The 14415-nt window shown below is 68.9% G+C and carries 7 protein-coding genes; 4 read left to right on the top strand and 3 right to left on the bottom strand.

Annotation, left to right across the window (positions count from 1 at the left end):
* Positions 1 to 546: 546 nt before the first annotated feature.
* Positions 547 to 1098, bottom strand: a complete 552-nt coding sequence (locus AC1DR7_RS08060; RefSeq protein ID WP_256776879.1) for a Dps family protein — start codon at positions 1096 to 1098, stop codon at positions 547 to 549.
* A 96-nt stretch (positions 1099 to 1194) separates the two neighbouring features.
* On the opposite strand from AC1DR7_RS08060, the gene hrpA reads away from it, so the two are divergent.
* Positions 1195 to 5298, top strand: coding sequence for an ATP-dependent RNA helicase HrpA (gene hrpA / locus AC1DR7_RS08055; RefSeq protein WP_457317892.1), 4104 nt, complete (start codon positions 1195 to 1197; stop codon positions 5296 to 5298).
* 52 nt (positions 5299 to 5350) lie between these two features.
* On the opposite strand, the gene AC1DR7_RS08050 is transcribed toward hrpA, so the two are convergent.
* On the bottom strand, positions 5351 to 5875 hold the full coding sequence (locus AC1DR7_RS08050; protein ID WP_256776877.1) for a hypothetical protein: 525 nt from the start codon (positions 5873 to 5875) through the stop codon (positions 5351 to 5353).
* A gap of 125 nt (positions 5876 to 6000) precedes the next feature.
* Between AC1DR7_RS08050 and AC1DR7_RS08045 the strand changes: the two genes are divergently transcribed.
* Together AC1DR7_RS08045 and AC1DR7_RS08040 are read left to right on the top strand one after the other, a co-directional pair.
* Positions 6001 to 8181, top strand: coding sequence for a RelA/SpoT family protein (locus tag AC1DR7_RS08045; RefSeq protein WP_478076441.1), 2181 nt, complete (start codon positions 6001 to 6003; stop codon positions 8179 to 8181).
* A gap of 29 nt (positions 8182 to 8210) precedes the next feature.
* Positions 8211 to 9767 carry a tetratricopeptide repeat protein gene (locus AC1DR7_RS08040; protein ID WP_478051450.1) on the top strand — a complete coding sequence of 519 codons (1557 nt, stop codon included), beginning with the start codon at positions 8211 to 8213 and terminating at the stop codon, positions 9765 to 9767.
* A gap of 4 nt (positions 9768 to 9771) precedes the next feature.
* Here the strand turns inward: AC1DR7_RS08040 and AC1DR7_RS08035 are convergent, their stop codons facing one another.
* Complete coding sequence (locus tag AC1DR7_RS08035) at positions 9772 to 11871, bottom strand: glycosyltransferase (RefSeq protein WP_478051449.1); 2100 nt, start codon at positions 11869 to 11871, stop codon at positions 9772 to 9774.
* Between the two features lie 96 nt (positions 11872 to 11967).
* On the opposite strand from AC1DR7_RS08035, the gene mrcB reads away from it, so the two are divergent.
* Positions 11968 to 14406 carry a penicillin-binding protein 1B gene (gene mrcB / locus AC1DR7_RS08030; protein ID WP_457317887.1) on the top strand — a complete coding sequence of 813 codons (2439 nt, stop codon included), beginning with the start codon at positions 11968 to 11970 and terminating at the stop codon, positions 14404 to 14406.
* Positions 14407 to 14415: the final 9 nt, after the last annotated feature.

Here is a 14415-nt window from a genome sequence, read left to right as displayed (position 1 = left end):
GACACGCCGTGAACCCATCCATGGGGGCTCGGTGTTGCCATCCATGGCAACACACGGTCCCGCCAACCCACCCACCCCACGCCCCGACAGTTGGCTGGTGCGTATGGGAGGGTGGGGCGAAGGCGAATGTGGGCCGGAGTTGGAGTTGGAGTTGGACCAGAGCAAAGGGCCAAGAGCGAAGGGCAAAGGGAAAAGGGAAAAGGGAAAAGGGAAAAGGCAGGAGGTAGGGCCAGGTCCAGAGCCAACGGCCAAGATCAGAGGGCAAAGTGCGGCGCCAATGCCGAGGCCGGGTGCAGAATTTTGTATTCAATCCAGGAAAAGAGGACCCATAACGCAGAACAGGCGCCACCGGGCGCCTGTTCTGCATGCTTTTCTCTCTTCCCAACCGCTAGATGCACATCTCTCTGGGCGAGGGTCCGCCCCCCTTGCCGGGACCGTCGGGCGCCATGGATGGCGCCCGCGAGCCCCCAGGGATGGGTTTACGGCGTGTCCCGGCAAGGGGGGCGGACCCTCGCCGCGCGCAGAGAAAAACGCGCCAACAAACCCTTACTGCAACAACGACCGCAACATCCACGCATACTTCTCGTGCGTCTGCAGGCGCTGGGTCATCAGATCTTCGGTCGGGGCATCGTCGGCGTCGTCGGCCACGTCCAGCACCTTGCGGGCGGTACGGCACACGGCCTCGTTGGCGGTGACCAACTGGCGTACCATCTCACGCCAGTCCGCACTGTCGGTCAGGCCCGGCTCCTCGGCGATCGAGGTCAGGGCGGCGAATTCGCGGTAGGAGCCCGGGGCGTTGAAGCCCAGTGCACGGATACGTTCAGCGACGTCATCCAGGGCCGCCCACTGTTCGGTGTACTGGGTCTCGAACATGGTGTGCAGCGAGTTGAACATCGACCCGGTCACGTTCCAATGGAAATTGTGGGTCTTCAGGTAAAGCGTGAACGCGTCCGCCTGGAAGGCCGACAGTCCATCGGCGATCTTCTTGCGATCGCCCTCCTTGATCCCGATATCGATATTCGGGGCCGACGGGGCCGCCGCGCCGAGCTGCTGCTTGGCCGTCTTGGTTTTTGCCGGGGTCTTGGTCGTCTTCGCCATGGGAGAACTCCTTATGGATGGGATGAATCGGATGGCCTTCACAATAGATCAGACTACCCTTTCAGTAGTAAACAAAAGTTCTAAACGAATCGATTGATGAGCGCTATCGAAAAACCACATGCAGCACGCCTGGCCCAGCAGCAGGCCGCGATCAACGGGGCCATGAGCCGCGACCGCGGTCGTTTGCTGGGGATGCTCTCGCGTTGGCGGGCCAAACCGGGCGATGCGGGTCTGGCGGCGGCGTTCGAGCAGGCCTTGCAGGCGTCGGTGCAGCGCCGTGAAGCGCGTGCGCGGAATCTGCCGGCCATCACTCTGGACGAGCAACTGCCGATTGCGCGTGAAGCCGAGGCGATCACCGCGCTGATCCGCGCGCACCAGGTCGTGGTGATCGCCGGCGAGACCGGCTCGGGCAAGACCACCCAGCTGCCCAAACTGTGCCTGGCCGCCGGTCGCGGCGTGGCCGGCATGATCGGCTGCACCCAGCCGCGACGGATTGCCGCACGCGCCGTGGCGACGCGTGTGGCGCAGGAACTGAAATCCGAACTGGGCACCACCGTGGGGTACCAGGTGCGCTTCACCGACCGCGTCGGCGATGACACCCGCATCAAGTTCATGACCGACGGCATCCTGCTGGCCGAGATCAGCAGTGACCGCTGGCTCTCGCAGTACGACACGATCATCGTCGACGAAGCGCACGAGCGCAGCCTCAACATCGACTTCCTGCTCGGCTACCTCAAGCAACTGCTGCACAAGCGCCCGGACCTGAAGCTGATCGTCACCTCGGCGACCATCGACACCTCGCGTTTCGCCGAACACTTCAACGATGCCCCGGTGATCAGCGTCGAAGGCCGGACCTTCCCGGTGGACGTGCGCTATCGCCCGCTGGAAGGCGAAGGCGGCGGCGACGCGGACGGCGGTCGTGATGGCGAACGCACCGTCAATGAGGCCATCGTGGCGGCGGTGGATGAAATCACCCGGATCGATCCGCGGGGCGACATCCTGCTGTTCTTCCCCGGCGAGCGTGAGATCCGCGACGCCCACCAGGCGCTGGAACGGCGCAAGTACCGCGAGACCGAAGTGCTGCCGCTGTATGCGCGGCTGTCGGTCAAGGACCAGGACGAGGTGTTCAACCCGGGCGGCAAGCGTCGCATCGTGCTGGCCACGAACGTGGCAGAAACCTCGCTGACCGTGCCGCGCATCCGCTACGTGGTCGATCCGGGCCTGGCCCGCATCAAACGCTACAGCCCGCGGCAGAAGCTGGACCGGCTGCATATCGAAGCGGTATCCCAGGCCAGCGCCAACCAGCGCAAGGGCCGCTGCGGACGTGTTTCCGAAGGCATCTGCTACCGCCTGTATTCGGAGGCGGATTTCCAGTCGCGGGCGGAGTTCACCGATCCGGAAATCCGCCGCTCCAGCCTGTCCGGGGTGATCCTGCGCATGCTGCAGCTCGGCCTGGGCCAGATCGAGGATTTCCCGTTCCTGGAAGCGCCCGACGAGCGTGCCATTGCCGATGGCTGGCAGCAGCTGGGCGAGCTGGGCGCGGTGGATGCCGAGCGCCGCCTGACCCCGGTGGGCCGCCAGATGGCGCGGCTGCCGGTGGACGTCAAGCTGGCGCGCATGCTGGTGGCCGCGCAGGCGCAGGGCTGCCTGCGGCCGATGCTGGTGATTGCCTCGTTCCTGGGCATCCAGGACCCGCGCGAGCGCCCGCCGGAGGCCCGGGGCGCGGCCGATGCGGCGCACGCGTTGTTTGCCGACGGGCGCTCGGAGTTCGTTGGGGTGCTGCGGCTGTGGGATGGCTATCGCCAGGCCCACGAGGACCTCACCCAATCCAAGCTGCGCGGCTGGTGCGAACGGCATTTCCTCGGCTTCCTGCGCATGCGCGAATGGCGCGAGCTGCATCGCCAGCTGCGCGTGCTGTGCGAGGAGCTGGGCTGGACCGAAGAACCCGCCGCGACCGCGCTGGAACCGCTGCTGGCCGGCTCGACCGCGCCGGCCCCGGCGCGCGATGACGAGGCCAAGGTCAAGGCGACCCGGGGGCAGCAGCATCGCGCCGCGCGCCTGGCCCGCGAAGGCAAAAGCGAGCCGCCGGCCGCGCCGGCGCCCGCCACGGCGGCGGCGGTCGAACCCCGAGAGGCGCGCGGTGGCTTCAGCGACAAAGTGCGCGCCGCCGCCTACCAGACCCTGCATCGCGCGCTGATTGCCGGCCTGCCCACGCAGATCGGCCACCGCAGCGACAAAGGCGATTTCCTCGCCCCGCGCCAGCGCCGCTTCCTGCCGTTCCCTGGATCGGTACTGGCCAAGCGGCCGCCGCCGTGGCTGCTGACCGCCACGCTGCTGGACACCCAGAAAATCTGGGGCCTGACCAATGCCGCGATCGAGCCGGACTGGGTGATCGCCGAGTTGCCGCACCTGCTGCTGCGCAAGCACTTCGACCCGCACTGGTCGCGTGCCCAGGGCCAGGTACTGGCCTCGGAGCAGATCAGTCTGTTCGGGCTGGTGCTGGCACCGAAGAAACCGGTGCACTACGGCCGCATCGCGCCCGGCGAAGCGCACGACATCTTCGTGCGGCAGGGCCTGGTCACCGGCGAGATCAACACCCGTGCCAGCGTCATCGCCGACAACCTCAAGGTGCTCGCACAGGCCCACGAGGAGGAAGCCAAGCTGCGCCGCGCCGGCATCGTCGCCGACGAAGGTTGGCAGGCGCGCTGGTACCTGGACCGGGTGCCGTCGGAGATCCACTCGGCCACCGCGCTGGATACCTGGTGGAAGGGCCTGGCCCCGGAAAAACGCCGCGCACTTGCCTGGTCGCTGGCCGACCTGCTGCCGGGCGAAGGCAGCGATGCCGAACGCTATCCCAAGTACCTGCCGCTGGGCGACGCACGCCTGGCGCTGCACTACCGTTTCGAGCCGGGCAGCGAGGACGACGGCGTCAGCCTGGACGTGCCCCTGCACCTGCTCAATGCGCTGGATGCGGCGCGGCTGTCGTGGCTGGCGCCCGGCTTTGTTGCCGACAAGGCCTCGGCACTGATCCGCAGCCTGCCCAAGGCGATGCGTCGCAACTACGTGCCGGCACCGGACTTCGGCCGGGCGTTTGCAGAGGCGTTCCCGGACCCGAGCGCCGATGACATCCGTGGCGAACTGGCGCGCTTCCTGTCGCGCGCCACCGGTGCACAGGTGGCCGCGACCGATTTCGATGACGCCGCGCTGGACGCCCACCTGCGCATGAACCTGCGCCTGTTCGATGCCAACGGCACGCTGCTGGCCAGTTCGCGCGACCTCGACGCCTTGCGTGCACGCTTCGGCGGGCAGGCCGGCGAGGCCTTCGCCGCCCGTGCCGGACGCGCGCTGGCCGTGGCAGGGCTGCGCGATTTTCCGACCACGCCGATCCCGCTGCAGGTGCCTGGCGAAGCCGGCGTGCCGGCCTATCCGGCGCTGGTGGACGAAGGCGAGACGGCTGCGCTGCGGATCTTCGCCGACCCTGCCGAAGCGGCCGAACGGCATCCACTGGGCGTGCGCCGCCTGCTTGAAATCGCGTTGGCCGACAAGGCCAAGCAGGCGCGCAAGCAGTTGCCGGTGCCGCCCAAGACGGGCCTGCTGTACGCGGCGATCGAATCGCAGGAACGCCTGCGCGGCGATCTGGTCGATGCGGCGATGAACGCGATGCTGGCCGACGGCCTGGGCGATATCCGCGATCCGGCGACGTTCGCCCATCGCCGCGACGTGGCCGGCAAGGGCCTGTTCGGCGAGGCGATGGCGCGGCTGAAACTGGCCGAGAACATCCTGGCCCACGTGGCCGAACTCAAGCCCTCGCTGCAATCGACCCTGATGGGCTGGGCACGCGGCAACCTGGACGACCTGGAGCAGCAGTTGGCGGCGCTGGTACATCCCGGTTTCCTGCGCGATACCCCGGCCGATGCCCTGGCGCAGTACCCGCGCTACCTGCGCGCGATGATCCTGCGCAGCGAGCGTGCCAAGCGCGATCCGCCGCGCGACCAGGCGCGCATGCTGGAATTGCGACCGTTCCTGGATGCGCTGGCCGAGGGTGAGGCACGCGGGTTGCGCCAGCGCCCGCAATGGCAGGCACTGCGCTGGGACCTGGAAGAATTGCGGGTCTCGCTGTTCGCGCAGGAACTGGGCGCGAAAACCGGTGTGTCGGCCAAGAAGCTGGCCCAGCGCGTGACCGCGTTGCGCCAGGCCTGAACCGGCCATGCCCCGTGCCGTAGGGCACGGGGCAACGGGTCGGTCCACCGGCTTACTTGATCCGGCGCACCTTGGCGCGGATGTTCACCCCGTCCACGCGCATGTACCAGACCCCGGCCACGCCCGGGGTGATCGCGACCGCGGCGTCGGTCTTGCGCCCGCCCGACAGGGTCGTGTCGTCGGTCTGCTCCCATTCCTGCGCGTTGGCGAACACGTACTTGCGGCCCTTGCCAAAGCCGCGGAACTCGCCGGGCAGGGTGGTGGCGATTGGTTCCTTGCTGCCGAAGTCGAAGAAGCCGCGGTTCTTGACGATCACTTCCTGGCGGCCTTCTTCGCGCGCCTGTTCGCGGACCTGTTCGCGCACCTCGGCGGTGGCCGCAGCAACCTTGCCCTGCAGCCAGCCATTGAGGGCGGCCAGTTCGGTCGGGCTGAGCTTGTCGAGCCCGGCGGCCTTGAATTCGGCCGGCGACATCTGCTGCTGCAGGTCGCCCTCGACCACGCGCTGTGCCAGCGCGGGGCCGGTCATGCTCAACAGGACGGCCGCACTGGCCAACAAGCGTAGACGGGAAAAGCGCATGGCAGGTCTCCGGTGGTTTGCCGCAGTGTAGGGCCAGCGGCGGCGTTAGGGGACGGGCGGCATGAGCTCATGCGCGGGGATACGCGCGTTTTGATTGTCCGCAGGCGGTCGCGGCGCTAGTGTAGATGCCTCTGTCTTGCCTGCATGATGCTGTGAACCGCGCTTCTGTCCCCGGCCTGGATGCCTTGTTGAACCGACCCTCGGCGGCGTTGCTGCCGCCTGCGCTGCGCGAGGCGCTGCTGCAGCGCTGGCAGCTGCCCGAGGCCGACCCACAGATGCACGCCAGCTGGTCGGTGCTGGCCGATACGCTGGACGCGCTGGCGCTGTTGTCGGCCGATGAGAGTGCCTTGCTGGCCGCGCTGCTGTTCGACCTGCCGTGGCTGCGTGCCGGCCTGGACGCCCTGCCGCTGGGGCCGTTGAAACCGGCCGTGGTCGGCCTGCTGGAAGGCCAGGACGCGGCAGATCAGGTCTGGGCGCTGCACGCCGGGCGCGATGCCGGGCGCAACAGCGAAGGCCTGCGCCGGCTGCTGCTGTCGATCATCCAGGACCTGCGGGTGGTGCCGGTGCTGCTGGCCCGGCAGTTGGCGCGCATGCGCGGTGCCGACCGCCAGCCTGAAGAAGAGCGCCGCGCGCTGGCCCAGCTGACCCGCGACATCCACGCCCCGCTGGCCAATCGGCTGGGCATCTGGCAGTTGAAATGGGAACTGGAAGACCTGGCCTTCCGTCACCTGGAACCGGAGACCTACCGGCGCATCGCGCGCGAAGTGGACGAGACCCGGCTGGCGCGCGAGCGCTACGTGGAAACGGTCAAGAAGGTGCTCTCGCGCGAGTTGCTGGCGCAGGGCATCAGCGCCGAGGTCAGTGGCCGCCCGAAGCACATCTACAGCATCTGGCGGAAGATGCAGAAAAAGAAGCTGGCCTTCGAACAGCTCTACGACATCCGTGCGGTGCGGGTCATGGTGCAGGACGTGGCCGCCTGCTACGCGGCGCTGGGCGTGGTGCATTCGCTGTGGGCGCCGGTGCCCAGCGAGTTCGACGATTACATCGCCCGCCCCAAGGCGAATGACTACCGGTCGCTGCACACTGCGGTGATCGGCCCGGAAGGCCGCACCATCGAAGTGCAGATCCGCAGCCACGACATGCACGCCCAGGCCRAACTCGGCGTGGCCGCGCATTGGCGCTACAAGGAAGGCAGCAAGGGCGCTGAAAAGGCCTTTGACCGGAAGATCACCTGGATGCGCCAGCTGCTGGAGCATTCCCAGGACGGCCAGGCCGGTGAGCTGGCCGGCGCGCTGGATGCGGAGCTGACCGAGGACCGGGTCTACGCACTGAGTCCCAAGGACGAGGTGATGGACCTGCCGCAGGGCGCCACCCCGCTGGATTTCGCCTACCACGTACACACCATGGTCGGGCACCGCTGCCGTGGCGCCAAGGTCAACGGCCGCATCGTGCCGCTGACCTACCGGCTGCGCAGCGGCGACCGCGTGGAGATCCTGACCGGCAAGGAGGCCGATCCGCGTCGCGACTGGCTGCTGGTTTCCAACGGATACCTGGCCAGCAACCGTTCGCGTGAAAAGGTGCGTGGCTGGTTCCACAAGCTCGACCGCGCACGCAACGTGCAGGCCGGGCGCGACCTGCTCGACCGCGAGCTCAAGCGCCTCGGCCTGCAACATGCCGATCTGGCCATCGCGGCCAAGAAATTCCATGCCGACAGCGTCGATGACCTGTATATCCAGGTCGCGCTGGGCGACACCGGACCCAACCAGGTCAGCCGCGCGCTGCTCGAGGCCGAGCGTGCGGCCAGCCAGCCGGCCGCACCGGCGCTGCCCCGGCCGACCGCGCGCCGCGACAGCCTGGGTAAATCCAAGTTCACCGTGCAGGGGGTGGGCAACCTGCTGGTGCAGCTGGCGCGCTGCTGCCAGCCGGTGGCCGGCGAACCGATCGTCGGCTACCTCACCCGCGCCCGTGGGGTCACCGTGCACCGCACCGACTGTGCCGCACTGGCGCGGCTGTCGGCCACCAGCCCGCAGCGGATCCTGCCGGTGGAGTGGGGCCAGGCCGGCAGTGGCTATGAAGTGGATGTGGTGGTCGATGCGGTCGATCGGCGCTGGCTGCTCAAGGACATTACCAACCTGATCGCGCAGGAAGATGCCTACGTCCTGGATATCCACAGCGACAACGTGCGCAACAGTGGCCGCGCGCACCTGCGGCTGCGGCTCAAGGTCAGCGACTACGGCCAGCTCTCCACCTTGCTGGGCAAGCTGGATGCTCTGCCCGGGGTGAGCGAAGCGCGACGTCTAGGCTGACCTCACGTGGCCCACGCTAGGCTCAGGGAATGAGCCACCCCCCTGACCACGAAGACGCCGCGCATGCCGCGCTGCGCAGGGTGCGCCGTGAGGGCCGCTGGTGGTGGCTGCAGGCGCGCCATGCGCGGCGTGTCTGGCGTTGGGTGCTGCCGATCGCCGCGCTGGTGTTCATCGCCCTGGTGATGCTGCGCGGCCCACTGGCCAACTGGTTCTGGAACGAGCCACAGATCGAACAGCTGCTCGATCAGGGCGACCGCGCGCTGGCTGCTGGCCGCCTGAGTGCAGACGATGGCAGCGGCGCGCGCGAGTTGTACCAGGCCGCGCTGGCGCTGGATGGCGACCGCAGCCAAGCCCGTACCGGGTTGGCGCGGACCGCGCAGGCGGCGTTGCAGCAGGGGCGCGAGGCACTCGACCGCGGCGATATCGAGGCGGCGCAACGTGGACTTGCGTTGGCGCGCGCGCTGCAGGTGCCGCAGCGCGATGCCGCGCAGCTCGCGCAACGATTGGCCCAGCGTGGCACCGCCCATGCCGGCATCGCGGTGCTTCTGGGGCGTGCCGAGGCGGCCTTGCAGGCCCAGCGCCTGGACGGGGATCTGGACAGCGCATTGCCGCTGTTCCAGCAGGTGCTGGCGGTAGCGCCAAACCAGCTGCGTGCGCTCGAGGGCCGCGAGGATGCCTTGTCTGATCTGTTGCAGCAGGCACGCGATGCCTGCGGGCGCGGCGATCTGGCGCGGGCGTCGGCGCTGCTGGGCAGCGCGCGCGGCTACGACCCGGGGCATGTTGATCTGCCGGTCACCCAGGAAGCGCTGAACAATGCCCTTGAAGCACGCCTGCGGCAGGCGAACCAGGCACTGCGGCGGCAGCGCTGGGACAGTGCTGCGGCCGACTTCCAGACAGTACTGGCGGCCGCGCCGGAGGACCCGGTGGCGCGGCAGGGCCTGCAGCACGTGATCGACGCGCAATTGGCCAACGCCACCCGGCTGGCGGGCGACTTCCGCTTCGAACAGGCCGACCGCGCGCTCGCCGCGGCGCAGGCGCTGGGGGCAACCGAGCGTGCGCTGGGCGCGGCCCGACAGGTGCTGGCGCAGGCACGCCAGGCCGCGCAGGCACTGAAGACGCCGGGGGCGCCGCGCGCACAGCGCGAGCGGCGTCTGCGCGCGCTGCTGGCGCGGATCGTGGACGCCGAAGCGCGGGGGCAGTTCCTGTCGCCACCCGGCGGGAGTGCGTATGACGCGCTGCGTGAGGCGCAGGCGCTGGCCGCCTATGACCCGCGCGTGCGCGCGGCGGCGCAGCGGCTGTTGCCGGCCAGCCGCAGCTGCTTCGAAGATCGCCTGCGCGAAAACCGGGTGCAGGCGGCGGGCGCTTGCCTGGAGGCCTGGCAGACATTGTCACCGGGCGAGGCCACGCTGTCGGCGGCACGTCGCCGCCTGGCCCAGCGTTGGTTGGCGATCGGCAGCGAGCGGCTTGGCGCGGGCGACCTGGCGTTCGCGCAACAGGCATTGGCGCAGGCGCGGCACTGGCAGCCGGACCTGGCCGAACTGGGCGAGTTCGAGCAGCGCCTGCGCGATGCGGGCGGCCCGGGTTGAGGCCTCAGTCCAGGAATACCCGCTGCACGGTGTCGCGTGCGGTTTCCAGCGAGAAATGCGCGGCCACGTTGTGTCGCCCCGCACTCGACAGGCGTTGCCACAGCGCCGGGTCCTGGTACAGGCGCACCACTGCGGCGGCGAACGCGGCGGCATCGTCGGCCACCAGCACATCCTCGCCGTCATGCAGGTGCATGCCCTCGACCGCGCAGGTGGTGGCGACCACCGGCTGGCCGTGGGCCATGCTCAGGTTGATCTTGCCCTTGACCCCGGCGCCGAAGCGCAGCGGCGCCACCGCGATCCGGACCTGGTCCATGTAGGGCGTCACCACCGGCACGAAACCATGGATTTCGACGCCCGGCTGGGTGGCCGCCAGCGTCCGCAGCGCATCGGGAACATCGGCGCCGATGCAGTGGAAGCGGATCTGTGGCAACTGCGCGCGGATCAACCCGAATACCTCGCCGATGAACCAGTGCATGGCATCCACGTTCGGTGGATGGCGGAAGCCGCCGACGAACACCAGGTCCTGGCGGTCGGCCCAGTCGCCGCCGCCGGGCGCGACTTCGTGCAGGTTGGAGATCAGTTCCACTTCCAGGCCCGGCGCGTCGGTCTTCAACTGCTCGCGTTCGGCCGCGCTGACCAGCACGGTGACATCGCTGGCGGCCATCACCGCCAGTTCGCGCGCGCGGGTGCGCTCGGCATCGCGCAGCAGCCCGGCGTTGCCGGCCAGTTCGGCGCCACGGCGTTCGCGCAGGTAGTGCAGGTCCACGGTATCGAACACGGTGCGGGCCTGGGGCGCGTAGCTGCGCAGCAGCGGCAGGCATTCGCTGGCCACATGGTGGCGCACCATCATCACCACCGCAAAGCGCGGCCCGTGTTCGCGCAGCCACGGCCCGATGCCCTGCAGGAACGGCGCATACCAGACCTCCACGCCCAGCCGCTGCAGCGCCTCGGTGGGGGCGCCGGCATGTTCGCGGCGGGTCGGGACGAACACCACGTGGGCGCCGCCGTCGATCAGCATGCGAATCAGGTTGTACTGGCGCAGCGAGCCGGAATCGCGGTCGGGCTGCGGCACCGCTTCGTCCAGGATCAGGACCTGGCGCTGTCGGCGATGCAGCAGCGCGGGCGAGGGCACGCTGCCGACCGGCGGCTGGGCAAGCAGCGCCTGCGCCCATTTGTCGGCGAAGACGCTGCGGTTGCGCACCTGGTAGGCCTTGACCCCGCTGCCGGTGTCGGTGCCGTTGCTGGTGCCTTCGTCATGCACCAGGCGGCTGGCCGGCTGCACCAGCACGCGCAGGCCGGCGGCGCGCACGCCGAAGGCCAGGTCGGTGTCTTCGTAATAGGCCGGGCGGTAGCGGGTGTCCAGGCCGCCCAGCTGGTCCCACAACGCACGCGGGATCATCAGCGCCGCACCGGAGCAGTAATCGGCATCGCGCAGGGCGGTGTAGCGGGGATCTTCGGCCGATTCGAAGCGGCCGTAACTCCAGCCGCTGCCATCCTGGAAGACCACGCCGCCCGATTCCTGCAGACGACCGTCCGGATACAGCAACTGCGCGCCGACCAGGCCGGCCTGCGGCACCTGCACGAATGTGGCCAGCAACGCATCCAGCCAGCCCGGCTGCGGCACGGTGTCGTTGTTGAGCAGCACCACATAGCGGCCGCGCGAACGCGCCACGCCGTCATTGCACGCCTCGATGAAGCCGCCGTTGCGCTCGCGGACCTCGTAACGGAGCCCGTGGATCTGGCGCATCCATTCAGCGGTCTGGTCGCTGCTGCCGTCATCCACCACCAGGATTTCGCAGGCCGCGTGCGGCGGGTGCGCGGCCAGGGCGCGCAGGCAGGCCAGGGTGTGCGCGGCCTGGTTGTAGACCGGGATGATGATGCTGACCACCGGTGCGTGGCTTTCGGGCACGCTGAACGGCGCGAAGGGCAGGGCGGCGGGCTGGTACAGCGGCGCGCGGCGCGGCGGCGGCAGTGCCTGGGTATGCACGCGGATGCGCTGCCAGGTGGCGCGCCAGCCCCGGGTACGCAGGCTGGCCAGACTGCGGTGGAACAGACCGAGCATGCGGTTCAGGAAATAGCGTGCATCGGCCAAGGACATCGACATCCCGTTGCAACTCCAGCTTAAGCGGGGGAACCCGGGAGAACGCGCCGCTCGCGGTGGCTGCGTTAGACTCGCCGGAATTCATATTCTCGCATCCCCGTGCCCCGACGCTACGATTCCGACGACATCGACGAGTTCGAAGACGACACCGAAAGCCGCGGCCCGCTGTGGCGGCGACGGTTGATCACCTGGGGCATGGCGGCGTTCGCGCTGGCACTGGGGTTCCTCATTCCCTATACGGTGTACCTGAACAAACAGGTCACCCAGCGCTTCGGCGAGCTGCGTTGGCAGATCCCTACCCGCGTCTACGCCCGCCCGCTGGCGCTGGCACCGGGCGTGGCGATGGATGCGGCCACGCTCAAGACCGAGCTGGCCGCGGCGGCCTACCGCGATGACGGCACCGGCAAGTCCGCGGCAACCTACAGCCAGGAAGGCGGCCGCTTCGTCATTGCCAGCCGTGGCTACAACGATGTCGATGGCCGGGTCGCCCCGCGCCGCGTGGAGTTGAGCCTGTCCGGTGGCGAAATCGCCTCGCTGCGCGATGCCGACAGCCGCAAGGCGATCAAGGCCGCGCGGCTGGATCCGGCGCGGATCGCCACGCTGTACGGGCAAAAGCAGGAAGAACGCCGGCTGGTGCGCATCGAGGACACCCCCGAACTGCTGGTCACCGGCCTGCAGGCGGTGGAAGACAAGGACTTCAACCGCCACCACGGCATCGACCTCAGCGGCATCGCCCGCGCGATCTGGGTGACCCTCCGTTCCGGCGGCCAGAGCCGCCAGGGCGCGTCGACCCTGACCCAGCAGCTGGCGCGCAGCGGCCTGCTCGGGATCGGCAAAGAGCAGACGGTCACCCGCAAGTTCAACGAGGTGCTGTACGCGCTGATCATGGAAGCGCGCTACGACAAGCGCACCATCCTGGAGGCCTACCTCAACCAGGTCTACCTCGGCCAGCGCGGCAGCCAGGCGATCCACGGCATGTCCTCGGGCGCCGAGTTCTGGTTCGGCCGCGATCTGTCTTCGCTCAACACCGAGCACGTCGCGCTGCTGATCGGGCTGGTCAAGGGTCCGTCCTACTACGACCCGCGCCGCAATCCCGAGCGCGCGCTGGACCGGCGCAACTTCGTGTTGGGCAAGCTGCACGAAAGCCAGTTGATCGATGACGGCGAGTACCAGCGTGCGCTGAAGGCGCCGCTGGGCGTGCCCAAGACCCCGGGGCTGATCGCCGCCAACCGTTTCCCGGCCTATGTGGACCTGGTGCGTCGCCAGCTCGGCCACGACTATCCCGAATCGGTGCTGCAGGGCGCCGGCCTGAGCGTGATGACCGGCATGGCGCCGTCGGCGCAGGCCTACGCGGAAGGTGCGGTCACCAAGACCATCAAATCGCTGGAGAGCAAGAAGCGCCCCGAGCTGCAGGCGGGTATGGTGCTCACCGACGTGCACAACGGCGATGTACTGGCCGTGGTCGGCAGCCGCGACGTGTCCGAACCGGGCTTCAACCGCGCCATCGAGGCGCAGCGGCCGGTCGGTTCGCTGCTCAAGCCATTCGTGTACCTGCTTGCCCTGGCCCAGCCGGACCGCTATTCGCTGGCTACCTGGGTGGACGATTCGCCGGTGACGGTGCAACTGGGACGCGGCCGCAACTGGTCCCCCGGCAACGCCGACAACCGCAGCCACGGCACGGTGCGCCTGATCGATGCGCTGGCCCATTCCTACAACCAGGCCACGGTCCGGGTGGGCATGCAGGTCGGCCCGGAGCGGGTGACCCAGCTGATCCACGTACTGGCCGGGCTCAAGGCCGACCCCAACCCGGCGGTGATCCTCGGTTCCACCGACCAGAGCCCGTATGCGATGGCCCAGCTGTATCAGTTCCTGGCCTCCGGCGGCGAGATCCAGCCGCTGCATGCGGTGCGCGGCGTGCTCGACCCGCAGGGCAAGCTGATGAAGCGTTATGACAAGACGCCTGCGCCGGCCCAGGAAGGCGACTCGATTGCCGCCAACCTGATCAGCATCGGCCTGCAGCAGGTGGTGGCCAGCGGGACCGCGCAGCGTCTGAACGCCGACGGCCTCGGCCGCCTGCAGCCGGCCGGCAAGACCGGCACCACCAACGACGGCCGCGACAGCTGGTATGCCGGCTACACCGGCGACCACCTGGCGGTGATCTGGATGGGCAACGACCAGAACGAACAGGCCGGGCTGTATGGCGCCACCGGTTCGATGCGGGTGTGGTCGGGCATATTCCAGCGCCTGCCCAGCGCGCCGTTGAAAGTCAGCAGCAAGGGCCTGGACTGGCAGTACGTGGATGCCAGCGGCACCGGCAGCACCGATGAAACCTGCCCCGGCGCGCGTCGCTTCCCGTTCGTGGTCGGCTACGCGCCGGCGTATGCGCCGTGCACGGCCCCGACCGCCGTGCCGGAAGGCGAGGGCGGTGAAGCCACTGGCGAAGGCGGTGGCTGGCGCAGCTGGTTCGGGCTGGACAAGAAGCCCGAGCCTGCCGCCGAGCCGGCCCCGGCCGCTGCAACCCCTTCCCCAGCGCGATGATTCCGGAAC

The organism is Stenotrophomonas sp. P5_A9, assembly GCF_056400525.1.
This window is presented reverse-complemented; position numbering and strand designations above follow the sequence as displayed.